This is a genomic window from Mariniflexile litorale, from assembly GCF_031128465.2.
Classification (GTDB): domain Bacteria; phylum Bacteroidota; class Bacteroidia; order Flavobacteriales; family Flavobacteriaceae; genus Mariniflexile; species Mariniflexile litorale.
The window spans coordinates 1,784,011-1,809,831 of sequence record NZ_CP155618.1; the positions used below are offsets into that span (position 1 = coordinate 1,784,011).

A 25,821-nucleotide genomic window follows, 5' to 3' on the forward strand; every position below is an offset into this window, starting at 1 on the left:
GATATATAACTACTTTTTATCCTTTTTTACTCAACTCAATAACCTCTTCAATCATAATATCTCGTTGATTGATTACTTCTTCAAAAGCACCAGAGCCATAAAGTTGATCTGCTAACGTTGCTTTTAAATATTGTTTTACCTCATCATGATAGGCTACGAATGTTAATTGAGATTCAGTTCTTTTATTTAAATACTCTTGAAAATCATAAACCATTTTTTCTGGAATTTCAAAGGTATCAATAAACACTTGTCTTGAAATACCATCATAAAGTTTTCTGTCTTTTTCTAAAGTTTCAAAAACAAAATAGCTGATAAAACCACGTCGCTGTAAAAAAGTGAGTGTCTCGTTTTGCATACTATTGTCTATAGGCACAAACATATCTGGTATGATGCCACCACCACCATATACAATTTTTCCTTTAGGTGTTTTATATTTTAAGGAATCTGCCACTTGAATTTTATCTGGATCCAATAGCTCACCGCTCTCCATTCTACTAAAATACTCATCGTAATAATCTTTATTTCCTTTACTATATGGACGTTGAATGGAACGACCTGTTGGTGTATAATACCTTGACACTGTTAAACGTACCGCACTGCCGTCGCCTAGATCCATTTCGCGTTGCACCAAGCCTTTGCCGTAAGAACGTCGCCCAATGATGGTGCCTTTATCATTATCTTGTAAAGCACCCGCCACAATTTCACTTGCAGAAGCTGAATTTTCATTTATTAATACGTACAGTTTACCTTTTTCAAAATCGCCTTTATCAGTAGCGAAGCTTTTTTCGATATTACCACGTTTATTTTTTGTAAACAAAATTAGTTTATCATCTTCGAGAAACTCGTCTGCAATTTGTTCCGCAATACCTAAAAATCCACCAGGGTTATCACGTAAATCAAGCGCAATTTCGGTTGCTCCTAAACCCAAGAGTTTATCTAAACCTTTTTTAAATTCTTTATAAGTACTTTCAGCAAAACGATTGACTTTTATATAGCCTAATTTATTGGTAAGCATGTAAGCTGCATCGACACTTTTTATGGGAATGTTTGAACGTTTTACGGTAAAATTTAACAGCTTTGGTTCGCCTTTTCTAAAGATTTTTAAGTTGACTTTACTATTTAATGTTCCTTTAAGTTTTTTTACCAATTCGCCGTCATTTAACTTATTACCATAAAGGGTATCTCCATCGGCCATAACAATCCGGTCGCCCCCTTTTATGCCTGCTTTGTCGCTTGGCCCTCCTTCAATGGCTCTAATAACTGCTATGGTATCTTTATATGGATAAAAACTAATACCAATACCTATAAAATCACCTTTCATGTTTTCGGCAACACTTTGCATTTCTTCTTTAGGAATATACACCGAATGGGGGTCTAGATTTTCTAAAATACCGTTTACTGTAACATCTACAATGCTATCGGTATTAACATCATCTACATAATCATATTCAATGTAATCTATAAGCCTATTAAGCTTATCTTTTTTGCTATTTTTTGAAAATAATTTATCAGGTGCATCACTAAAATTTAACTTACCTCCAATAATAATACCTACAGCAATGGCTGTACCAATTATTAAGGGTAAATATTTATTTTTATATGGCATTAGGCTTGTAAATCTTCAATTTGTTTTAGCTCAATTCCTGCTTTTTTTAAGAATTCTAATCCAGAATTGTCTTTATAGGCTTGATGATATACTACTTTTACAATACCAGCTTGATGTATGAGTTTGCTACATTCTTTACAGGGTGACATCGTAATATAAAGTGTTGCGCCTTTGCAGGATTGTGTTGATGCTGCTACTTTTAAAATAGCATTTGCTTCGGCATGTAATACATACCATTTGGTATAACCTTCATCGTCTTCACAAAAATTTTCAAAGCCCGATGGTGTTCCGTTATATCCATCTGATATGATCATTCTATCTTTTACAATAAGAGCTCCTACCTGTCTGCGTTTACAATACGATAGTTTTCCCCATTCTTGTGCAATTCTTAAGTAAGCTTTATCGTATTTAAGCTGTTTTTTTTCTGGCATTAATTTTATAATTGTAGCGCTAATATTATTAACGCCAAATACTATAACGAAGATACTTGGTTCGTATTTTAATTACAACGTAAGTTAGTTAAAATTTTAGAAAGTTTTTAAAACAGCAACAGGTTTTATTTAGTCATGTTTTTGCGTTAGGGGTACTAGTGAACAGCCTAAAACGACCCCAATCATTCGGCCGGGAATGCTTAAATTTTAAACTAAGCTAAAAAACCACTATGAAGTATCATGGGAATGACGAGGCCAACAACGATGGCAGAAGTTACCATAATCCAATCGCGTTTGTTAAACCTGAATATGGTTTGCATGATATAGCCTAATAATAAAACCGCAAATACAATAATTATTTGAGCGATCTCGATACCTAAAGCAAATTCGAGTAATAGCACTGGTTTACTTTCGTAATCGTTTAATAGCATTTTAAACTCACGCGCAAAACCTAGACCGTGTATTAAACCAAAGAATAGAGTTGACAAAAATAAAACGCCTACCTTTTCTTTTTGAGCACCTTTACCCGAGGTAAATACGTTAAAGAGTGCTACAATTAGTATGGTTATTGGTATAAGAAACTCTATCATGGTCGCCTTAACACTAATAATATTATAGACTGCTAAAACAAGTGATAGTGTATGGCCCAAAGTAAACATGGTAACTAACAACAACACACGTTTCCAATCTTTAAACATATACGGCACGGTTAAAACTACAAGAAATAATACGTGGTCGTAGGCTTTTATATCGAGTACGTGGTTGATGCCATATTGAACGTTGAACCAAAAATTTTCGAACATAATATTATTAGTATTTAGGGAAAATCAAATATACAATTATTTAGATTTGTTTAACGATAGGTTTTTTATGTAATTGTAAAAAACATCTCTTTTATTAATTTCTTTAAGGTTGCCAGAATGTTTATTTAAAAGAATTCACAGGAGAAGAAAATCTTTCTAGAATATTTGAAGAGTAAATTTTAGCATGTTATTAATAGGTGTTTTTACTGTTTTTTCATATTATTTATTACTGTTAACACAAAGAAGTGCTTCTTTATTATTTGAGTTAGTTACTATTTTAATCAGTTCTTATTTTATTAAAACTATCCTAAATAGGTAGTAATAACGGTTTAAAATTATAATTTAGTCAAATCTATAAATAGAAAAAATTTATATGAAACACATTTTAACTTTATCAATTATCTTTTTTATTTTACTAGCACCAAACGGTTTAGCACAATCACTTAATTATAGTGAGCCCCTGCCTGTAGATGAAACAATCAAAAAAGGAGTACTGCCTAATGGCATGACCTATTACATAAAAAGTACAGATGTCGTTAAAGATGCCGCTAGTTATTATATCATTCAAAATGTGGGTTCCATCTTAGAAAATGATAACCAACAAGGTTTAGCGCATTTTCTAGAGCATATGGCATTTAATGGTACCGAGAATTTTCCTGGAAAAGGGATATTAAACACACTTCAAAAACAGGGTGCTGTATTTGTGAAAGGTATTAATGCCTATACAGGATTTGATGAAACTGTTTACAACTTAAACAACATCCCAACAAAAGATGGTTTGCAACGACAGTAAATGTTTACCGCCTACCGAAGTAGATTTAGTATTCAACATCAAATAAACAATATCATAAAATGAGGCAGTTTCTTTTCCTATTAAGTGTTTTAATCCTATCACTAACAGGTCACTCCCAAATTCTTGAACCTGTAAAATGGACGACAAGTGTTGAAAAACTATCAGATACCGAGTACGAATTAACATCTAAGGCAACTATAGAATCTGGATGGCATTTATATTCACAAAATGTCCCAGAAAATGGACCCATTGCCACTACCTTTACTTATGATGATAGCGAAGGAGGTTTCAATATCGTTGGAAACACTTCAGAAGAAGAAGGCCATACTATTGATGATCCAGTTTTTGGAATGAAGATTAAATTCTTCGAAAAGTCGGCGATTTTCAAACAAAAAGTGATTGTAGAGAGTGATATTAAAAGCATCAATGCTTTTGTAGAGTTTATGGTTTGCGATGATAGTAGGTGCCTACCACCAACCGAAGTCGATTTGGTATTCATACTTTCTGATGAAGCAGTCGTAAATTCAAATGAAACTATTTTAGATAATGCAGATTCAATAACGAATGATGAGTCTCACAAAGGACTTTGGTCTATCTTTTTCATAGCATTCTTGTCAGGATTTGCAGCCTTGTTAACACCTTGTGTGTTTCCTATGATTCCTATGACGGTGAGTTTCTTTACCAAACAGAGCAAAACCAAAGCAGCAGGAATAAGAAACGCTATTATTTACGGAATTTGTATCATTGTTATTTATGTATTATTAGGAACTGCTGTCACTGGTATATTTGGTGCCGATGCATTAAACGCACTGGCAACCAACGTATGGTTTAATATTATATTCTTTTTACTGTTAGTCATTTTTGCGGTATCCTTTTTAGGTGCATTTGAGATTATGCTACCAAATTCTTGGGCAAATAAAGTAGATTCACAAGCTGATAGAGGCGGATTGATAGGCATCTTTTTTATGGCACTAGCATTGGCTATAGTTTCATTTTCATGTACCGGTCCTATCGTTGGAACCTTGTTGGTTGAAGCTGCCTCTAAAGGAGGTTTAGCTCCTATAATTGGCATGCTAGGCTTTTCACTCGCTATCGCTTTACCTTTTGCTTTATTTGCTGCATTCCCAGGTTGGTTAAATTCATTACCAAAGTCTGGTGGTTGGTTAAACACCGTGAAAGTCGTACTTGGGTTTTAGAATTAGCCTTAGCTTTTAAATTCTTATCACAAGCCGATTTAGTACTTCAAGCACACTTGTTAGAGCGTGAAGTATTTTTAGCCATTTGGATAGCCATTTTTGGAGCATTAGCATTTTATTTATTCGGAAAAATACAATTACCACACGATTCGCCCTTAACCCATATTTCTGTTGGAAGACTCAGTTTAGGGCTTGTTGTTTTATCATTTACTATTTATATGATACCAGGACTTTGGGGAGCACCTTTAAATTTAATAAGTGCCTTCCCACCACCGTTAGAATATAGCGAATCGCCATACGGGGTTGGTTTTTCAAAAATGGGTACAGCCTCCGTTTTAGATTCTCATGAAGGTTTACCAGATGGCGCGCATTTATTAGCACCACACGACATTTTAGCCTTTAATGATTATGATAAAGGGCTCGCATATGCAAAAGAAGTCGGCAAACCTGTTATGATAGATTTTACAGGTTGGGCCTGTGTAAACTGTAGAAAAATGGAGCAAAACGTGTGGACTAAACCAGAAGTACTTAATATTCTTAAAAAAGATATCGTATTAATATCATTGTATGTTGATGACAAACGTCCCTTAGAAGCTCATGAAGTTATCGAATCCAAATTAAAGCCAGGGAAAAAGTTGAAATATATTGGACAAAAATGGAGCGAGTTACAAACTATTAGGTACAAAGCTAACTCACAACCGTTTTATGTATTAATGGATCATAATGAAGAAAACTTGATTACTCCAGTAGGTTACACGCCCGATGTAGACACCTATGTTGAATGGTTGCAAAAAGGAATTTTAAAGTTTAAATAATGTATAAATCGAACATATAACACTTACAATTCAATTTCATAATCTAATTATTAATAAGAAAAAACAAAACAGATATGTTTAATGTCAAATCACTTATATGTATTATAATATTTTATGTGGTTACCCACCATGTTAACTCACAAAACAATAAAACTTTAATTTCAATAAATAAAAGTGAAAATGCACCTGTTATAAGTAAACATATTTACGGTCATTTTGCAGAACATTTAGGACGTTGTATTTATGAAGGTTTTTTTGTTGGAGATACATCTAAAATACCAAATATAAATGGTGTTCGAAAAGATATAATTGAAGCTCTTAGGGAGCTTAAAATACCAAATTTACGTTGGCCTGGTGGTTGCTTTGCCGATACGTATCACTGGAAAGATGGTATTGGCCCCAGAGAAAATAGGCCAACTATAGTAAATAAATGGTGGGGAGGTGTCACCGAAGACAATAGTTTTGGTACACACGATTTTTTAAACATGTGTGAAATACTTGAAACCGAACCATATCTTTCTGGAAATGTTGGAAGTGGTACCGTGCAAGAACTTGCAGATTGGGTTCAATATACCAATTTTGGAGGAAAAAGCCCGATGAGCGATTTGCGAAAAGCAAATGGCAGAGAAGAACCTTGGAAAGTAACCTATTGGGGAATAGGAAATGAAGCTTGGGGATGTGGTGGTAATATGACCGCAGATTATTATGCAAATGAATATCGAAAATATGCAACATTTATTTCAGATTGGGAAAATACGGGTGATATAAAACGTATTGCTTCTGGAGCAAATAGTAACGATTATAAATGGACAGAAACCCTAATGAAAAATATTCCTGGAAGAATGTTAGGAGGGTTAGCATTACACCATTATTCTGTGATAGATTGGGAAAAGAAAGGGGATGCTGTTAGTTTTACAGAAAAACAGTATTTTCAAACTATGACAGAAGCCTTAAAAATGGAAGAATTAGTTACAAAACATGCTGCAATCATGGATACCTACGATCCCAATAAGAAAATTGATTTGGTTGTAGATGAATGGGGAGGTTGGTACGAAGTTGAAAAAGGCACGAATCCAGGTTTTTTATATCAGCAAAACACCATGCGAGATGCAGTATTAGCAGGAACCACTCTTAACATTTTTAATAATCATGCAGATCGAGTTCGTATGGCAAATTTGGCACAATGTGTAAATGTTTTACAAGCTGTTATATTAACAGATAAAGCTAAAATGATTTTAACACCAACTTATCATATCATGAAAATGTATAATGTACATCAAGATGCGCAATTATTACCAATTTCATTCACCTCTCCATTATATACGCTTAATAATGAAACGCTACCAGCCTTGTCGGTTTCTGCATCCAAAGATAAACAAGGCGTTAAACATATTTCTTTTGTAAATATTGATGCAAATAAAGAGCACACAATAAAAATGGATTGTAGTATCCTTAATATAAAGAAAATTTCTGGAACGATATTAACATCCAAACATATTCAAGACCATAACTCTTTTGATGAGCCTAATAAAATTGAGCCTAAAATTTTTAATACATTCACATTTAAAAAAGATGAATTAGAGTTAACGATTCCGCCTTTTTCTGTAGTAGTGATAGAAGCGAAATAATCGTAAATACATCAAAATACTGATAAAAATTATTATTAAATTAAAAAGAAACAAATTAAACTCAGTAACATATCCCTTTTCTATTTTAAAATTTAAATTGATATAAGTTCTATTTTTTTAATACTTTTAAGCATCAAAACTTATAAGTGTTATAATCACACCCATTTATTTAAGATGCGTTAAAAAAATCACCAATTAAAATTAATAACTAATTATGAATAGATTAAAAAAAAGTTTCTATGTTCTTTCCTTATTAAGCATCACTTTTTTAAGTGTACAATGTAAAAATGAAAAGAAAAAAGAGGTTGAAGTAATTCCTGAAAAAGTAAATCTAGTATCCATTTCTAAAGAGTCCTTTGGAACCACTTCTGATAGTATTGAAGTAGAAAAATATACTTTGAAAAATGAAAAAGGAATGGAAGTAAGTATTATTACTTTCGGAGGAATTATTACTTCTTGGACTGCACCAGACAAAAGCAATAATTATAAAGATATTGTGTTAGGTTATAATACTCTAAAGCCCTACGAAACTAACCCAACCTTTTTTGGAGCTTTAATTGGCAGATATGGAAATAGGATTGCTAAAGGCAAATTTACTGTAGATGGTAAAGAATATACTCTGGCGACTAATGATGGTTCTAATCATTTACATGGCGGCGTAAAAGGGTTTGACAAAGTGGTTTGGTCTGCAACAGAAGCACAAACTGATAGTACAGCATCTATAATACTTACCTATTTAAGTAAAGATATGGAAGAAGGCTACCCAGGAGATTTAAATACAAAGGTGATTTATACACTTACCAATGATAACGAACTTAAGGTGGATTATGAAGCAACTACTAATAAAGCCACAATCGTTAACCTTACGCAACATTCTTATTTTAATTTAACAGGCGATTTTTCAAGAACTATCTTAGATCATGAATTAATGATAAATGCAGATAAGTTAGTTCCTGTTGATGCTACATTAATTCCAACAGGAGAACTTACAGATGTAACTAATACGCCTTTTGACTTTAGAAATTCTAAACCAATAGGACAAGATATAAATGCTGAAAATACGCAATTAAAAAGAGGTTTAGGATATGACCATTGTTGGGTTTTAAATAATCAAAATGAAGGAGTTCGATTAGTCGCTACTGCTTATGATAAAGATAGTGGTAGAGTTCTTGAGGTACTTTCTGATGAACCAGGGATCCAATTATATACTGGAAACTTTTTAGATGGTACGTTGCCAAGTAAAAATGGAGGGACTTATGCTTATAGAACAGGTTTTTGTTTAGAAACGCAACATTATCCAGACTCACCAAATCAAAAAGATTTTCCTTCTACAGTATTAAATCCAGGCGAAACATATAAATCTAAAACAAGCTTTAAGTTTTCGGTTAAATAATATTTTAAAAATATAAAATGAAACAAAGCCAGTGAAACAAATTTACTGGCTTTGTTATTTAATCTAAAAAGGCAATAATCTTCTTTACTACTTCATTTAAATGGTTAGGTAAGTTCATTTTTTCCCATGGATGATTAGCTCTAAACACATGGTTAGCACCATAAATAATTTGCAATTCACTTTTTGGGTTCCAAGCATGAAGATTATTCGCTTCATCTACTAAAACACTGGTATCATTGTTACCATGAATTATAAGATGTGGGATGTTTAAGTTTGAAACAGCACGTTTAATAGTTAGTCGTTTTTCATTAGCTTTAAAATCTTCATAAAACTGATAAAAATGTGGCATTTGTTGCTTAGTTCTACCATTTATAACATAGGTAACACCAGTTTGTTTCCATGCTTCTAAATCGCAAAGTCCATCCATTCTACTACCAAAATCGGAGACACTTGCTAAACTAATTAAATTTTTAATTCTACTATCCTCTTCTGCTTTAATGGATGCAATACCACCGCCTCTACTATGACCAATTAATGAAGTATCATTCGTATTGGCTATTTTCTGTATGTCTGAATTATTAAAAACCCAATCTATAACGGTTGTTAAATCGTCTAATTCTTTAGTGTAATTATTATTACTGAATGTTTCTAAATCAGGAAAATCTATAGGCTGTTGAACAGTTCCACCATTATGCGAAAAGTTAAACTTTATAAAACAAAATCCGGCGTCAGCAAATTGATTTGCCATCAAACTCCATGCTCCCCAATCTTTAAAACCCTTGTAACCATGGCAAAATATAATAACGGGCAGGTTCGTTTTATTTTCAATATAGCTAACATCAATTACAATAGGTTTTTGATGTTTTCCGTTTATTACTAAATGTTGTTTTACAGTCATTTTAAACTTCTTTTTCAGTGAAAGGAATGTTCGGGTCGCATATTTCTAAAATAAGCTGATTTAATTCAAATTTAAAGTTCTCTAAAGTTTCGTTCGTTATCAAAAAATCTTTTTTTGCGCCGTTTCCAGATTTATCTTTTTTAGCAAATTTCAAAAAACCAGCACTTAAATTTTTAAAGGAAATAATCCCAGCTTCAACAGGCAGGTTAATGTCTCCCATACGATGCATCATATAAGCATAAGCTAGTATTTGAAAAGATTTACTGTATTTTTTATAATCGGTTGTGAGCTCCTCCCAGTTAACAATTTCGACTTGATTTTGCTCTACACGTCCCGTTTTATAATCGATAATTCTGGTAATGCCATTATATTCATCAACCCGATCTACTTTTCCAACCAATTTCACAGGGAAATTAAGTTCAGGAATATCGACCACAACCTCATTATTAGCTTCAATAGCCACTATTTTAATTTGGTTCCCCGCTTTTAAATCTTGAATTTCTAAATCCAAAAAATTGGACACATAACGTTTTGCTATTTCAAAAACAATCAGGTTTTTTCCTTTGGTTATATCACCTTCTTTGTATTCATTTTTAAAGTGAAAAGTGACTTTTTCTTCAATTTTAGATTTTAAATTTTTAATAATATCTACTGTTATAAACATACCAACTAAGGGTTTGTAAAAATCTTCTAGGGTATTATGAACTACGGTTCCTAAGGTGTTTGCGGCAACGGTTTCTTCAACATCATCGTGCTCTTTTATTTTTAATATTTTCTGATGATAAAAATCGATTGGATTTCTGATGTAGGAGGTTAAAGATGAGGGTGAAAAACCTTTCTTGGATACATTAATAATATTATTTAGTAAGCTTTCATTTTTTTCAATAGTTTGTAATGATGCTTCAATAACAGGTACTTGCGGCGCTACAATTTGATGGTTAATGTTGTGAATCCCTTCTAATTCCAGTTGGGTGATAAAGCGACTTTTTTCACCACCAGTTAGCACATCTGCCTCGGTATTGTATAAAATGTAAATATTTTTGGCACGTTGTAAAAGTCTGTAAAAGTGATACGTATAAACTGCATCTTTTTCTTTATAAGTAGGAAGTTTGTTTTCTAATTTTACATCAAAAGGAATAAACGAATTATTACTTTTACCTGAAGGCAGTACGCCTTCATTTACAGAAGAAATAATAACGGTTTCAAAATCTAAAACACGTGATTCTAACATTCCCATAATTTGTAAGCCTTGTAAAGGTTCCCCTTGGAAATCTAAGGTTTCAGAACTTAATAATTCTTTATAGATGCTAAACAGAGTTGAAACATCTTTTATGTGCTGGTATTTGGTGTTTAAGCGTGATAACTCATTAAACAATTCATTAAAGCGGAACAAATACTCTAATGAGAGCAAATTAGCAGCCTTATTGTCGTCTAAATGATTTTTTATACATAGTATAAGTTGAAAACAATTTTGTAGTGCTAAATCGATTGTTTTACCCCAATTTGAAAATAGGAGGTCGATTATAACAACCGAGTAAGGCGCTATTTCTTTCAGTCTATCGGCTGTTAAATAAATAATATTATTTGCGTCTACAGTCTCAATTATTTTAGAGGCATAGTCTACTTGGTCAATATTGAAAAGTGGCCTTATAAATTGATGAGACATGACATTAATAACATCTTTGTAGTAAAAGCTGTTTGAGGGTGTTTTGTGAATATAAAACAACGTTTCAAACAACCAAGCTAGTGGTATAGACTTTAACGGAAAGCCCATCGTTATATTTAATGCATCAATATTTTCAGGGAGGGCATTAAGTACAGGAATTAGTAAATTCTCATCCCCTAAAACAACAGCGGTATTTTGTAAATTTAAGTTTTCATTTTGTAAACGCTTTAACAAGGAGCCAATATGTTTTGCTTGCCCTATATTTTTAGGAATGCCAAAGGTTGAAATGTTCTTCTGTGTTGAATAATTATTCGTTATCCAATTAAATAGATTGTTTTTAAAGTATGGCCACTTTTGGTGATGCTGTCTTGTAAATAAACCAGCGTCATGGTTTGCGCTATTAAAAAAAGCAGTGTCAATATCCCAATAAATTTTTGCCAAATTGTTTTTTAACAATTCTTGAATAATAGTTTCTTCGCAGGTATTAAGCGCATTAAAACCTAAAAAAACATGTTGCTTTTCAGAATTGTTTTGAATGTATAGTTCTAAATTTTCAACAGCTTCTCTATAAATTAAACCTTGGTACCCTATTTTTTTATTAAGAAGTTGTTTGCTAAAATGGGTGTAATAGGTGTGTAATTTATTCCAAAAAGACAAATAGTTTTTGATAAACGCTGTTTGGTTTTTTTCAAGCGACCAATGATGGTTTTCAATTTCTTTAATGGCAATTAAATAATTGAAAATATTTTCTTGAGGAATAAGGTAACGGTCAATTTCATTAAAATCTTGAAGTAGAATTTGTGCCCATTTAGAGAATACTTCAAAAGTATCTGTTTCTTCTTTTTTTGTTATTTGGCAATAGGTACTATAAAACTCGAAAAGTAATTCTGTATTTGAAATGGTTTGAAGTTGTGATAATTCTTCAACAAATTCTTCAATACTAATAATGGTAGGTGAAAAAATAGTTTGATTGCTAACTTTATAAAGTTGATGTTTTAAAAAGAGACCAGCCCTTTTACTGGGTAAAATAAACGTTAGCTCAGAAAGATTTGAGTTGTTATTTTGTAAATCTTTTAGAACATCAAAAATAAAAGTTGTCATTGTATAAAAATAAAAAACGCTTCGGATATCCGAAGCGTTTTAAACTTATTTATTTTTTAACTAAAACTTAATTATTTAGCTAAGTTAATTTCAACACGTCTGTTATTAGCACGACCTGCAGAAGTAGTGTTTTTATCAATTGGTTTAGTTTCACCGTAACCTTTAGATGAAAGTCTAAATTCATCAATACCATTTTTCACTAAATATTCTTTTACAGAAAGTGCTCTTGCATCAGATAAATCTTGATTTAATTTATCGCTACCAACACTATCAGTATGACCTTCTACAGTAAATTTAGAGTTCGGATATTCATTAAGTATTTTAATGATATCAGCTAATACAGCGCTAGATTGAGATTTAATTGAAGACTTACCAGTATCAAATAAAATTGTTTTAGCATAAGCATTTAAAGTTTTTTGAACTTCTGCTGAAACTTCAGGACAACCATTGTTAGCAACAGTACCTTTTACAGAAGGACATTTATCATCTTTATCTAATACACCATCACCGTCAGTATCTGGCCAAGGACAACCTTGGTTTGCAGCAGGACCAGCTGTAGTAGGACATTTATCGTCAGCATCAGTTACACCGTCACCGTCAGCATCTGGACAACCAGATAAAGCTTTTAAACCAGCAACAGTAGGACATCTGTCATCTTTATCAGCAACACCGTCACCGTCAGAATCAGGACAACCGTTTAATTCAGCAGTACCAGCTTCATTAGGACAAGAATCTTTGCTATCTTCAATACCATCACCGTCAGTATCAGGACATCCGTTAAATGCAGCAACACCAGCTACGTCTGGACAAGCATCATCTTTGTCAAAAATACCATCACCATCAGTATCAGTACCACCAAATTTAATTGAAATACCAGCTGTATGTTGGAAATGAGTGTTTAAGTAATCTTCAAAAGCATGTTTATAAGAAGATTGTAGTGTTAAACCGATATTCTCGCTAAACCAAATGTTTAAACCTACAGTTCCGTTTACAGTTCCAGCCCCGATTTCGTCAACCCAAGTGTAACCCCCTCCAACACCTACGAAAGGATCAAGAGTTTTCTCTTCTAGGAAATTATATTTAATAGTACCGTCAACACCATAGTAAGATAAATCACTTACTGAAGCATCACCAAAGTTTTCAATTTTATTTAAAGACCCAGCTACTCCAAAAGAGAAACCATCACCTACATATTTAGATACAGAAATAGTAGATAAAGAAGGTAAAATATTCCAGTGATCAGTCACATTAAAGTATTCATCAAAAATTTCTCCAAGAGGAGCATCCTCACCAGTAGGATAGAAATCAACTGCGTTTGCACCAATGGTAATTTGCCATGGGTTGTTTTTGTCTTGCGCATTAGCGTTGCTATAACCAAGTATAAGCAACATAGCGAACAATAATCTGCTAAGATTTTTCATATTCAAAAGTTTAATTTTTAAGTGTTAATTGTAAACAAAAGTAAGTTGTTAAATTTTATTAACAAAGACAAATATATAAAAAAAATGAAGATTTTACTTATTTGTTCATGGTTCAGAATGATTTTATTTAATTTTTAGTCTTTTTAAACAATTATGTACAGATATATTCTTAATTTTAAATAATGTTGTAAATGGCTACTAAAATTTTTGTTTTTACATCTTGAATTAATATTTAAATAAAACTATACTTCTTTTACTGATATATTATTGTTGTTTAAATATACAAGAATTCTTTTTTTCACAACTATTCTCATCTCTTGCAATACATCTTGATACGATTGTAATTGCTGCATGTGCTTTTTGTCTTCAATCCCTGTTTTATAATCAATAATTACCGCTTCGTTTTCAATATTTAGAACCACTCTATCTGGTCTTAAAATTACACCATCTTTAGTAATAATGTCGCGTTCGTTATAAATAATATTGTTAGAATTAAAATAAGTTTCAAGTTTTGGATGAGTCACTATTTGAACTACTAAAGTTTTTAACTTTTGAGCTTGTTCTATATTAATTATTGATGTATTTGTATAGTCGTTAATTACAAAATCAATGTCGTCTTTAGTTTTAATTTTAGACATGATGTTATGAATAAGATTCCCTTTTTCTATAGCTTCTTCTTGGGTGGTATCCCAAAGCATCCCCGATTTTGTAACCACTTTTATGTTGTGTGATTCTTTGGAAGTGGAAATAAATTCTGTTTGAAAGGTTGTGTTTTTTGAAGAGACTTTTAGTTCTGAAGTTTTTTCAGCATTTCCGAATGTGTAAGTTGCTTGAGAATCATTCCAAACACCTAAATATTCTAGATAATTAATAAATAATCCTGAATATTTTTTATTGTTAACTTCGCCTTTTGCTGAAATATCTTTGGTAGAAATAACATATAATTGCTCAACGGCACGGGTTAGTGCTACATATAATAGATTAATATTATCCAGTTCCTGTTCAGATTTATGATTGTTAAAAATCTCTAATCCCACTTCACTAAAATGCTCAAAATCTTTATTAAAATTTAGTAAGGTATGCGAGAAACCATTATAAACTTCTTTATTTATAGGAAACCACTCTTTAGGTTCTAATTCTCTATAAATATCTAAATCGGCATATGGAAAAATAACCACAGGAAATTCTAAACCTTTAGATTTGTGAATAGTCATAATTTGAACCGCATTTTGTCCTTTAGGAGATACAATACTTAAGCTTTCTTTTTTCTTGTAGAAATAATCTAAAAACCCAGAAATATCCGATCCTTTTTTTTGTGAAAAATCTAAAACAACATCTAAATAAAACTGAATGTATGCATTGGAAATTTTAACTAAACCGAAACTTCTAACAATAGTTTCGGCTAAATCGTAAAGCGGAAGTTGTAATAAATCTTGGTTACTTATAAAAACATTGTAAGCTTCAAAACTTTTGAAAAGTTGCGAAGGCGTAAGGGCTAAATGATAACTAAAAAAGTCATGTTTGTTTTCAATAGTAAATTGAGTTGCTAAAAAATCTAAAACAGCAATTTTTAGTTCGTTGTTTTTAGGTTGATTTAAAAGCCCCATAAGATTATTTATAAAAGCAACTTCAGGCGCATTGTTTATTAACAAAGTTTCAGAAGATACTATGGGAATATGGTGTTGGCTTAAATAATTCGCAATAGCCACACCCTCTTTCTTTTTTCGGACTAAAACACAAATATCCTCAAGCTTAAAGTTGTTTTTTTGACAATCTTGAATTGTTTTTAAAACACGCTCCGTAAAAATTTTGTCTCTATCATCCTCTTTTTCAATGTCTAAAAATGATAACTCTACGTACCCATCGTTGATTTTACTTATGTTTTGATGTGCGTTTTCATAAAGGTTTTTATAAGCCTCATTACTAAAAACTTGAGAAGCTAAATAATTGAAAAAAGCATTATTGAACGTAACAACTTCTTTAAAGCTACGAAAATTTGTGGGCAGGTTTTTTAATTCTTTTTCTATATGAAACGGATTATCGTCATGGAATAGTCCAATAAATTGTTCTGCTTTTCCGCCACGCCAACGGTAAATAGCTTGTTTGGCATCGCCAACCAACATAGTAGTTCCTTTGTCTGTCGCCAGTGAATTATCTAGCAGCGGAATTAAGTTTTGCCATTGCATTCTTGATGTATCTTGAAACTCATCAATAAAATAGTGTTTAAATTTTTCGCCCATTCGTTCGTAAATAAACGGTGTGGGTTGGTTGCTTATTTCTTTGCTTATTATGGTGTTAAATTCTGAAATAAGCATTTTGTTTTGATCGGCTTTTAATGTTTTCAATTCGTTATTAATAGCATTTAAAACCGATAATGGCGTAATATTTCTATAAAAAGCGTTTAAAAATTTAAGATGAAAAACGGCTTGCTTGATGGCTTTATAGTATGTTTCAATTTGTGGTAAAATAGCATCTATAGTGCTTGCTAAACTGGGATTTAAAGATTTTGTGTAAATACCCGTTCCTGCCTCTATGTTTTCTTCAAGTTTGTTATCATACAACCTTTCTAAGCTTAATTCAGATGCTTTTTTAAAATGATTAGGAAGTGTGCTTCTTGTAAAGTCTTTAAACTCTAGTCCAGATTCTTCAATTAAAGTTAATACGCTTTGTGCGGCTTCCACAATAGCAGTTTCGGTTGTTTTTATTTCAGTTTTTAACTGAGTTTTTAAAGCTACAAAATCAGTTAAGGTTTTGTCTTTTAAGGTTGCGATAAAAGGAATGTCATTTTCGTTAACCAAAAGTTTCGCAATTTTGTTAAAATCGAAAGAGACATCCCAACTTTTGTCACCATCGGCCTTTTCAATAGCAAAATCCACCAACACATTTGTGAGCAATTTGTCTGTACCCGCTTTTGAAATTAAGCTATCAACAGCTTCATTTAACAAAGCTTCTTGGTCCAATTCCACTTCAAAATTTAGAGGTAATTTTAAATCAAAAGCAAAGGTTCTTATCAGTCTATGCGTAAAACCATCTATAGTCGATATATCAAAAGCCGCATAATTATGTAAAATGGTGTCTAATAATTTTTTAGATTTTAGGTGAATTTCCTTTGGTAACATGTCCAATTCATCACAAACAACCTCAAACATACCATCGGGTTTTTCCAAAATCTCAGAAGAAGAAAACGTTTTAAGTTCCTCTATTATGCGTTCTTTCATTTCAGCCACTGCCTTATTGGTAAAGGTAATGGCTAAAATGCGTTTGTATTGGTCTGGGTTATTCGATTTAAATAAAATTTTCAAATACTCTTTAACCAAAGTAAAAGTTTTACCACTACCAGCAGAGGCATTGTATATTGTAAAAGGATGGTTTTGTGGCATGGATTTTAAATTTTGCATACAAGATAAAAACTATCAATCATTTGATAACAATTAATTATTTTTAATTGATGCGTTTTATCCGTAAATTTGAAAAAGAAAATAAATATTAATAATAAAAACAAAAAATTATGGCTTTCGAATTACCAGAATTAGGATATGCTTATGATGCTTTAGAGCCTCATATAGATGCTCGTACGATGGAGATACACCACACAAAACATCATCAAGGATATACAACCAATTTAAATAATGCTATTTCAGGAACTGAATTAGAAGGAAAATCTATAGAAGATATTCTTGCTAACCTTGATATGAATAACGCAGCAGTAAGAAATAATGGTGGTGGTTTTTACAACCACTCGTTGTTTTGGAATGTTATGAACCCAGAAGGAAAAGGTTATTTGTCTGGAGACTTAAAAGACGCTATCGAAGCGGCCTATGGTTCTGTAGACGCTTTTAAAGACGCCTTTTCTAAAGCAGCAGCGACTCGTTTTGGTTCAGGATGGGCTTGGTTATGCGTGCATAAAGGAGGTAAAGTAGAAGTTTGTTCATCTCCAAATCAAGATAACCCATTAATGCCAGGAGTTGGTTGCGGTGGAACACCAATTTTAGGAATTGATGTTTGGGAACATGCTTATTACTTAAATTACCAAAACCGTCGTCCAGATTATATTAATGCGTTTTTTAGCGTTATTAATTGGAATGAAGTTGAAAAACGTTACGCAGAAGCGAAATAAGACATTTTCACATATTAGAATTAAAGCAAGCTCTACTGGGGTTTGCTTTTTTTTTAGGCGTTACCCAAAAGGGTCGGGCTGTACGTTACAAGTCCTCGCTCGTGCCTCGCTGTGGGCTTTTCACTGCCATCCCTAACGCAACTTTGAAACAGTAGAATAAATAGAAATTATACTTAAGGAAGTCTTAAATCGAGATTCAATTTTTACGAGAATTTATAAAATGAAAAAGGTGAACGAGAGTTCACCTTTTTGCCCCAAATCTACCATGAACTTAACCTACTTATGTTATGGTGGAACAAATGTAAAGTGGCTTGAGCGTTGTGAAAAATATTTTAGTTAAACTGCTTATATATTGGCTTAAGCGATTTTTAATAATCCTCACAGTATTTTTTGGGCTCAAGAATAAAACTTGGGGACAATTATATATATTTTTTTAAATTTACAATCAAAAGAGCTTTTGCATTTAAATTTAGCCCAATATTTACTACCCGAAGGAATCTTAGAATATTTTGATGTAGTTTCCAGTAAATCTGAATCTGATAAAATTCACTTTTACTTAGAAGAAAAAAATATCCTACCTGTCGAATACGAACAGCTCCCTGCTAAATCTAAGGGATTCATACCTGAAATTACTGTAGAAGATTTCCCTTTGCGAGGGAAAACGGTTTTACTTCATATCAAACGGCGTCGTTGGACACTTTTAGAGAGTCATCAGATCATAAAAAGGGATTGGAATTTAGTAGCGCAGGGAACTCGAATGACCTCAGAGTTTGCTGCTTTTTTAAAAGATATCTCTAGATACTAACGCGGTAAGTGCCAGTAGATTTGGGGAGTATTACAAAACCAATGGTAAGCGTCTTCAGTTTATTTACAAAAACCATCTTAGCGATTTTAATGAGTGGAAACAGAAAACCCATGCAAGCGAATGGTTGTTTTTTGGAAAAAACTTAGGCAAATATTTAAGTTTAGATGAAACCTCTCTTTCAAACGGAGAACTCTATACCATCTTAACCAATAAAGATGCTCATGGTAAAAAAGGAGCTATTGTAGCCTTAGTTAAAGGAACCAAGGCAGAAGATGTGATAAAAGTAATCAAAATGATAGACGGCTCAAGACGTAATATGGTTAAAGAGGTTACAGTGGACATGGCTGCAAACATGAACTTAATCATCAAAAAGTGTTTCCCTAAAGCAGAAATTGTAACCGATAGGTTCCATGTGCAAAAGTTAGCCACGGAAGCTGTTCAAGAAGAACGTATTCGATTGCGTTGGGAGGTTCTTGAACAAGAAAACAGGCTTATCGGGAAGTCAAAAAAGAAAGACATGGTTTACTCGCCAGAAATACTTAGCAATGGGGATACCAAAAGACAGCTTTTGGCTAGGAGTAGATATTTATTGTTTAAACACAAAACCAAATGGACTCCATCACAAATTACAAGGGCTGAACTATTATTCAAACGGTATCCATCAATAGAAAAATGCTATAACTTAGCACAACAACTTAGCAACATTTACCAAACCAATACCAATAAAGATGTTGCAAGATTAAAACTGGCACATTGGTATGAAAATGTTCAGAAATCTGGATTTAAATCATTTAATACAATATCTAAATCATTACAAATACACCATAATTCTATCTTGAACTATTTTAATAATAGAAGCACTAATGCTTCGGCGGAATCATTCAACGCCAAAATAAAAGAGTTTAGATCGCAATTCAGAGGCGTAAGAGATGTGAAATTTTTCCTGTTCAGACTAACTAAATTATACGCATAAATAACTTAGTCCCCAAAAAATGAGCTTGATCCATTTTTTGTAGGAAACCAAAATGCATAAAAAAAGGCGAACAGAAGTTCACCTTTTTTTGCCCCAAATCTACCATGAACTTAACCTACTTATGTTATGGTGAGACCAATTTATGCGTATTTTAGATAATCTTATTATTTTTTAGATGAACAGCGTCTTTTTCAGATTAAATGTATTTTTTAATAATAATAGATGTCTATAAATTAATAGGCGCGTTCTTTATTGCCTTCATAAAAATTAATAAAAGCACGGTTTACAACCCTGTTGCCACCAACGGTTGGATAGTTTCCTGTAAAATACCAGTCTCCTAAATGTTCTGGACATGCTTTATGCAAATTTTCAACCGATTGGAAAATAATTTTCACTTCGGCTTTAATGCTTTCATCACTTAATAATTCCGCTATTTTATCAGATAATTGCTCGTCGGTAAAAGGATCGTAAATTTCTTTTACAAAATTTTGTACATGCTTATCGTCTAAATCGGTTTGCTCGATACATTTTAAGTAAACGTCCTTAACGATATGGAATGTATCAGCTTCTTTTAACAATGCTAAAGCAGCTCTAAAAGCGACTAAACTTTCAAGATTCGCCATATCAATACCGTAACAATCTGGATAACGAATTTGTGGTGCCGAAGACACCACAATAATTTTTTTAGGATTTAAACGATCAAGCATTTTTAAAATACTCATCTTTAACGTCGTACCTCTTACAATACTATCGTCAATAATTACTAAATTATCAGTTGGTTTAATAACACCGTAAGTAACGTCGTAAACGTGTGCTACCAAATCATCTCTACTACTATCTTCAGTAATAAATGTTCTAAGTTTTACATCTTTAATGGCTATTTTTTCCACACGAATACGCTCAGAAAGCACATCGGTAACTTTTTCAGCAGAAAGCGAACGTTGTCCTTTTAGAATAGCGGCAGTTTTCTTTTTATTCAATGCCGCTTCAGCAGTTTCTATCATGCCAAAAAAGGATGTTTCTGCTGTATTTGGAATATAAGAAAACACGGTGTTTTTCGTGTCATTATCAATAGCCTCTAAAACTTTTGGCATTAACAATTTACCAAGCATTTTGCGTTCTTGATAAATTTCCGCATCACTACCTCTAGAAAAGTAAACACGCTCAAACGAACAGGCTTTACGTTCTATAGGTTCTAATATTTTTTTAATAACTACTTTACCAGATTTTTTAGTAATAATGGCGTGTCCTGGATCTAGTTCTTTTACATCTTCAAATTTTACATTGAATACCGTTTGAATAACAGGCCGCTCCGATGCTATTACAACAATTTCATCGTCTTTGTAATAGTAGGTTGGTCTAATACCAGCGGGATCTCTTAATACAAACGAATCGCCATGACCAATTAAACCGGCCATAGCATAGCCACCATCCCAATCTTTAGCTGCTTTTCTTAAAACTTTAGCGACATTTAATCGTTCGGCTATTAATGGAGATGCTTCCATTTTGCTAAAACCTTCCTTTTTTACATCTTTGTAAATTTTGCTTACCGCATCATCTAAAAAGTGACCAATTTTTTCCATAATGGTAATGGTATCGGTGTATTCTTTTGGATGCTGTCCAAGCCTAATAAGGTTAGCAAATAATTCTTTAACATTGGTCATGTTAAAGTTTCCTGCCATAATTAAATTACGGTGCATCCAGTTATTTTGTCTTAAAAATGGATGCACACTTTCTACACTATTTTTTCCAAAAGTACCATAACGTACATGGCCTAAAAATACCTCGCCTATGTAAGGGATGTGTTTTTTTTGTAAAGCGACATCGTCAGTATATTCAGGATGGGCTTCAAACTCTTTATTAACTCGGTCGTTTATTTGAGCAAAGATGTCTTGAATGGGCTGTTGTGCAATAGAGCGTACGCGACTTATGTAGCGTTCTCCTGGTTTTGTGTCTAATTTAATACTTGCAAAACCTGCACCGTCTTGCCCACGGTTGTGCTGTTTTTCCATCATGAGGTACATTTTGTTTACCCCATAAAAAGCAGTTCCATATTTTTCTTTATAAAATTCTAACGGTTTTAAAAGTCTTAAAACAGCTATACCACATTCGTGTTTTATTGAATCACTCATTTTTAAAGATTTTCGCTTAAGCGGAAATGTTAAATTATTATTTAAATTAAAAACGCGCTCTATTTAGAGCGCGTTGGTTTATGTTAATGTTATATCAAATTGTGTCAATTGTTTAAATTGCAATAATCGTTTATGTACCTCTTCGCTTTTTAAATTTTCCATGCGTTCGGTTCCGAATTTTTCAACACAAAAGGATGCTAAAGTGGATCCAAAAATTACCGCTTTTTTCATGTTTTCAAAAGAGGTGTCGCCCGTTTTGGCAATATATCCAGCAAATCCGCCCGCAAAGGTATCACCTGCTCCTGTGGGATCAAACACTTCTTCCAAGGGTAATGCTGGAGCATAAAAAATAGCTTCATCATGAAATAATAAAGCGCCATGTTCTCCTTTTTTAATCACGACATATTTAGGCCCCATAGTATGAATTTTTCTTGCAGCTACTACCAAAGAGTATTCTCCAGTAAGTTGTCTGGCTTCTTCATCGTTTATAGTAATAACATCGACGCGTTTCATAACGTTGTGTAAATCTTCAAGTGCAATATCCATCCAAAAATTCATAGTATCTAAAATAACCAATTTCGGTTTTTTAACCATTTGGTCTAATACACTAGATTGGACGGTAGGATGTAGATTTCCTAACATGACTATTTCTGCATCACGATAATTTTCAGGAACTACGGGGCTAAAATCGGCAAGCGTATTTAGCTCGGTAATCAAAGTATCTCTAGTATTCATATCGTTGTGGTAACGCCCACTCCAAAAGAATGTTTTACCTTCTTTAACTATTTCAATACCAGAAATATCGATATTTTTATTTGATAAAATGTCTAAATATTTTTGAGGAAAATCGTCACCGACAACAGAAACTGCAGCAGCATCCATATTAAAATGCGAAGCAGCCAAACCAATGTATGTTGCAGCACCACCAAGAATTTTATCGGTTTTACCGAAAGGCGTTTCAATAGCATCAAAAGCCACGGTGCCAACAATTACTAATTTACTCATAAAAGTGTGTGATAATTTTGTGCAAATATAAGGCTTTTAAATACTAAGGCAAGAATATTTTTGTGAATAGTATCGTTTTAAATAGCAATAAAAAAAGCTGTTATTTTCGTCCAAAATCGGCAGGAATTTCTCCCCAAGCTTTGGTTTCCCACTTTACAATAACTGTTGTATAAGTGTTGGTTTTTAACCAATTTACAGCTCTATCAATCAATTCAAATAGTGCTTTGTTTTTTTGGTTGGGTTCTAACTTGGTGTTACATCTTTTCTTTTGTACCCAGCTCATAGCAGTTCTACTATCAGTATATAAAATACGGTCGCTATTGTTTTTTTTTAGTAGTGCTAAGCCGTGAACTAATGCTAAAAATTCACCTATGTTATTAGTACCTTCTTCAAAAGGCCCTTGAATAAATAGTTGTTTTTTAGTTTTTGTGTCAACTCCGCGGTATTCCATAATACCTGGGTTGCCACTAGAAGCTGCATCAACCGAAATAGAATTATAATTAGGTTGCCCAATTTTTTTTAGTTGAATGGAAGATAATTCACTTTTAAAACTAGACTTTTTACCTATATAGTTAAAGTAATTGTTTTTTAACGCTTCTTTTGCGGTTTCTAAAGTTTCAAATGACTTGTATTGGGCACCTTCAAAATTGGTTATTTGCACTTTACAATCTTTCCAAGTTTCAAAAACACCAGTTTTGTGTCCTTTCCAAACAGTATAATATTTTTTCTTCTTTTTACTCATTTTTTTACTTCCTTGAAGAAGGAAATCTCATGAATTTTTGTTGTTATTTTATTCAGATAACAATTTATCTACCACTTTTGGAAAATGTTCCATCTCCAATTCATGTATTTTAGCAGCAACATTTTCGGCTGTATCGCTATCGTTCACATCACATTTTGCTTGAAAAATAATAGCGCCCTCATCATAGTGTTCGTTTACATAATGTATTGTAATACCTGTCTCAGTTTCCTTATTAGCTACTACAGCCTCATGAACATGGATGCCATACATGCCCTTACCTCCATATTTAGGCAATAAAGCAGGATGTACATTAATAACCTTATTGGGAAATTCATTTAAAATAAATTCAGGAAACTTCCATAAAAAACCAGCTAAAACAATTAAATCGGGTTTCGAAGCTTTTAAAACATTAAGAACATCATCCGTTTTTGTAAAGGCTATTTTGTTGAAAGATAGGGCACTAACGGCAAGTGTTTTACAGCGATCTAAAACTTTGGCATGAGGATTGTTAGTAAGCACTTGAATAACAGATGCATTTTCTCTGTTGTGAAAAAACTTGATTAAATTTTCAGCATTAGTTCCAGATCCGGAAGCAAAAATTACTATACGTTTCATTTACAGACAAGATGTTTAATTATTCGAACAAAAAAAAGAATAATTATTAACAATTAAGAGTTAAATTTGAAATACTTAAAAGTAATTTTAGTAAATTACCAATACATTTTTAACAGAATAGCAAATTATAAAATAAAGTTTTTTATTTTTGCGACTTAATTAAAACTTAAAATTAAAAGATTATGTCAGACATTGCATCAAGAGTAAAAGCGATTATCGTAGACAAATTAGGAGTTGATGAGAACGAAGTTGTAACTGAAGCAAGCTTCACAAACGATTTAGGAGCGGACTCTTTAGACACTGTAGAATTAATAATGGAGTTCGAAAAAGAGTTCGATATTCAAATTCCAGATGATCAAGCTGAAAATATAGCAACAGTTGGTCAAGCTATCTCTTATATAGAAGCTGCTAAATAAGCAAAACATTTATGGAATTAAAGCGAGTTGTAGTCACGGGTTTAGGGGCTTTAACACCTATTGGCAATACCAAAGACGAATATTGGGAAGGCCTAATAAGTGGTAAAAGCGGTGCTGCGCCTATAACATATTACGATACAGAAAAGTTTAAAACGAAATTTGCTTGCGAATTGAAAAACTTTACTGCTACCGATTTTATAGACAGAAAGCTAGTTAATAGAATGGATAAATTTACACAATATGCTATGGTGGCAGCCGATGAGGCTATTGCTGATGCTAATTTGGATTTAGACACCATTAACAAATTGCGAGTAGGTGTTATATGGGGAGCAGGTATTGGAGGTTTAGAAACCTTTCAAGAAGAAGTTTTAAACTTTGCTAAAGGTGATGGGACACCAAGATTTAATCCGTTCTTTATTCCTAAAATGATTGCAGACATTGCACCTGGAAACATCTCCATCAAGTATGGATTTATGGGGCCAAATTACACAACAGTTTCTGCTTGTGCATCTTCTGCAAACGCTATGTTTGATGCATTAAACTCAATTCGTTTAGGGCATTGTGACGTTATAGTTACAGGAGGTAGTGAAGCAGCAGTTACTATTGCTGGAATGGGTGGTTTTAATGCAATGCATGCCCTTTCAACTAGAAACGAAAGTCCAGAAACGGCATCAAGACCATTTGATGCTACCAGAGATGGTTTTGTACTTGGCGAAGGTGCTGGTGCACTTATTTTAGAAGAATATGAGTATGCAAAAGCAAGAGGAGCAAAAATTTATGCTGAATTTGTTGGAGGAGGTTTATCGTCCGATGCTTACCACATGACAGCACCTCATCCAGAAGGAAGAGGGGTTGTTGCCGTAATGAAAAATTGCTTAGAAAATGCAGGCTTAAAACCAGAAGATGTAGACCATATTAATACGCATGGTACTTCTACTCCATTAGGAGATGTAGCAGAATTAAAGGCAATTTCAGAAATATTTGGCAATCATGCAAAGCATATAAATATTAATTCAACTAAATCAATGACTGGGCACTTATTAGGTGCAGCAGGAGCTATCGAAGCTATTTCGGTTATATTGGCAATGAAACATGGTATTGTTCCTCCAACTATTAACCATACAACGGTAGATGAAAACATTGATCCAGAATTAAATTTAACTTTAAACAAAGCCCAAAAGCGCGATATTAAAGTAGCAATGAGTAATACATTTGGATTTGGCGGACACAACGCTTGTGTATTATTTAAAAAATTAGACTGAATC

Annotated in this window: 19 protein-coding genes and 1 pseudogene; 9 read left to right on the forward strand and 11 right to left on the reverse strand. The window is 32.9% G+C overall.

What is annotated here, in order from left to right; genetic code table 11:
- Positions 1 to 16: 16 nt before the first annotated feature.
- The 3 genes from QLS71_RS07560 to QLS71_RS07570 form a co-directional block, all read right to left on the reverse strand.
- Positions 17 to 1,606 (reverse strand): S41 family peptidase, encoded by a 1,590-nt coding sequence (locus QLS71_RS07560; protein ID WP_308991640.1) that lies wholly within the window; start codon positions 1,604 to 1,606, stop codon positions 17 to 19.
- Positions 1,606 to 2,037, reverse strand: a complete 432-nt coding sequence (locus QLS71_RS07565; protein ID WP_308991639.1) for a dCMP deaminase family protein — start codon at positions 2,035 to 2,037, stop codon at positions 1,606 to 1,608. The genes QLS71_RS07560 and QLS71_RS07565 overlap by 1 nt, the downstream gene beginning before the upstream one ends.
- Positions 2,038 to 2,249: 212 nt before the next feature.
- Positions 2,250 to 2,840: a HupE/UreJ family protein gene (locus QLS71_RS07570; protein ID WP_308991638.1), complete on the reverse strand. Its 591-nt coding sequence runs from the start codon at positions 2,838 to 2,840 to the stop codon at positions 2,250 to 2,252.
- Between the two features lie 373 nt (positions 2,841 to 3,213).
- Here QLS71_RS07570 and QLS71_RS07575 point away from each other — a divergent pair, with 373 nt between their 5' ends.
- The 4 genes and pseudogenes from QLS71_RS07575 to QLS71_RS07590 all read left to right on the forward strand — a co-directional run bounded on the left by QLS71_RS07575 (position 3,214) and on the right by QLS71_RS07590 (position 8,665).
- Complete coding sequence (locus QLS71_RS07575) at positions 3,214 to 3,633, forward strand: insulinase family protein (protein ID WP_308991637.1); 420 nt, start codon at positions 3,214 to 3,216, stop codon at positions 3,631 to 3,633.
- Positions 3,634 to 3,692: 59 nt separating this feature from the next.
- Positions 3,693 to 5,644, forward strand: a pseudogene (locus QLS71_RS07580) (protein-disulfide reductase DsbD family protein).
- A 74-nt stretch (positions 5,645 to 5,718) separates the two neighbouring features.
- On the forward strand, positions 5,719 to 7,272 hold the full coding sequence (locus QLS71_RS07585) for an alpha-L-arabinofuranosidase C-terminal domain-containing protein (protein ID WP_308993965.1): 1,554 nt from the start codon (positions 5,719 to 5,721) through the stop codon (positions 7,270 to 7,272).
- A gap of 214 nt (positions 7,273 to 7,486) precedes the next feature.
- A complete protein-coding gene (locus QLS71_RS07590; RefSeq protein ID WP_308993966.1) occupies positions 7,487 to 8,665 on the forward strand; it encodes an aldose epimerase family protein in 1,179 nt (392 codons plus the stop codon).
- 58 nt (positions 8,666 to 8,723) lie between these two features.
- Here QLS71_RS07590 and QLS71_RS07595 read toward each other — a convergent pair whose 3' ends face one another.
- The 4 genes from QLS71_RS07595 to QLS71_RS07610 all read right to left on the reverse strand — a co-directional run bounded on the left by QLS71_RS07595 (position 8,724) and on the right by QLS71_RS07610 (position 17,149).
- Positions 8,724 to 9,563 (reverse strand): alpha/beta fold hydrolase, encoded by an 840-nt coding sequence (locus QLS71_RS07595; RefSeq protein WP_308993967.1) that lies wholly within the window; start codon positions 9,561 to 9,563, stop codon positions 8,724 to 8,726.
- A gap of 1 nt (position 9,564) precedes the next feature.
- A complete protein-coding gene (locus QLS71_RS07600; RefSeq protein ID WP_308993968.1) occupies positions 9,565 to 12,330 on the reverse strand; it encodes a PD-(D/E)XK nuclease family protein in 2,766 nt (921 codons plus the stop codon).
- A 71-nt stretch (positions 12,331 to 12,401) separates the two neighbouring features.
- Positions 12,402 to 13,751, reverse strand: a complete 1,350-nt coding sequence (locus tag QLS71_RS07605; RefSeq protein WP_308993969.1) for an OmpA family protein — start codon at positions 13,749 to 13,751, stop codon at positions 12,402 to 12,404.
- Between the two features lie 242 nt (positions 13,752 to 13,993).
- Positions 13,994 to 17,149, reverse strand: a complete 3,156-nt coding sequence (locus QLS71_RS07610) for a UvrD-helicase domain-containing protein (RefSeq protein WP_308993970.1) — start codon at positions 17,147 to 17,149, stop codon at positions 13,994 to 13,996.
- A gap of 110 nt (positions 17,150 to 17,259) precedes the next feature.
- On the opposite strand from QLS71_RS07610, the gene QLS71_RS07615 reads away from it, so the two are divergent.
- The 3 genes from QLS71_RS07615 to QLS71_RS07625 all read left to right on the forward strand — a co-directional run bounded on the left by QLS71_RS07615 (position 17,260) and on the right by QLS71_RS07625 (position 19,646).
- On the forward strand, positions 17,260 to 17,868 hold the full coding sequence (locus QLS71_RS07615) for a superoxide dismutase (RefSeq protein ID WP_308993971.1): 609 nt from the start codon (positions 17,260 to 17,262) through the stop codon (positions 17,866 to 17,868).
- Positions 17,869 to 18,325: 457 nt separating this feature from the next.
- Positions 18,326 to 18,673, forward strand: coding sequence for a transposase (locus QLS71_RS07620; RefSeq protein ID WP_348636621.1), 348 nt, complete (start codon positions 18,326 to 18,328; stop codon positions 18,671 to 18,673).
- Positions 18,674 to 18,734: 61 nt separating this feature from the next.
- Complete coding sequence (locus QLS71_RS07625) at positions 18,735 to 19,646, forward strand: transposase (RefSeq protein ID WP_348636625.1); 912 nt, start codon at positions 18,735 to 18,737, stop codon at positions 19,644 to 19,646.
- Positions 19,647 to 19,879: 233 nt separating this feature from the next.
- Here QLS71_RS07625 and QLS71_RS07630 read toward each other — a convergent pair whose 3' ends face one another.
- From QLS71_RS07630 to QLS71_RS07645, 4 genes are all read right to left on the reverse strand, one after another.
- Positions 19,880 to 21,778 carry an amidophosphoribosyltransferase gene (locus tag QLS71_RS07630; protein WP_308993628.1) on the reverse strand — a complete coding sequence of 633 codons (1,899 nt, stop codon included), beginning with the start codon at positions 21,776 to 21,778 and terminating at the stop codon, positions 19,880 to 19,882.
- 78 nt (positions 21,779 to 21,856) lie between these two features.
- On the reverse strand, positions 21,857 to 22,783 hold the full coding sequence (locus QLS71_RS07635; RefSeq protein WP_308993629.1) for a PfkB family carbohydrate kinase: 927 nt from the start codon (positions 22,781 to 22,783) through the stop codon (positions 21,857 to 21,859).
- A gap of 100 nt (positions 22,784 to 22,883) precedes the next feature.
- Positions 22,884 to 23,525 carry a ribonuclease H family protein gene (locus QLS71_RS07640; RefSeq protein WP_308993630.1) on the reverse strand — a complete coding sequence of 214 codons (642 nt, stop codon included), beginning with the start codon at positions 23,523 to 23,525 and terminating at the stop codon, positions 22,884 to 22,886.
- 48 nt (positions 23,526 to 23,573) lie between these two features.
- Positions 23,574 to 24,140, reverse strand: coding sequence for a phosphoribosylglycinamide formyltransferase (locus QLS71_RS07645; RefSeq protein WP_308993631.1), 567 nt, complete (start codon positions 24,138 to 24,140; stop codon positions 23,574 to 23,576).
- 182 nt (positions 24,141 to 24,322) lie between these two features.
- On the opposite strand from QLS71_RS07645, the gene QLS71_RS07650 reads away from it, so the two are divergent.
- Both QLS71_RS07650 and fabF read left to right on the forward strand, forming a co-directional pair.
- On the forward strand, positions 24,323 to 24,556 hold the full coding sequence (locus tag QLS71_RS07650; RefSeq protein ID WP_007647141.1) for an acyl carrier protein: 234 nt from the start codon (positions 24,323 to 24,325) through the stop codon (positions 24,554 to 24,556).
- 11 nt (positions 24,557 to 24,567) lie between these two features.
- Positions 24,568 to 25,818 (forward strand): beta-ketoacyl-ACP synthase II, encoded by a 1,251-nt coding sequence (gene fabF, locus QLS71_RS07655; protein ID WP_308993632.1) that lies wholly within the window; start codon positions 24,568 to 24,570, stop codon positions 25,816 to 25,818.
- Positions 25,819 to 25,821 lie beyond the last annotated feature (3 nt).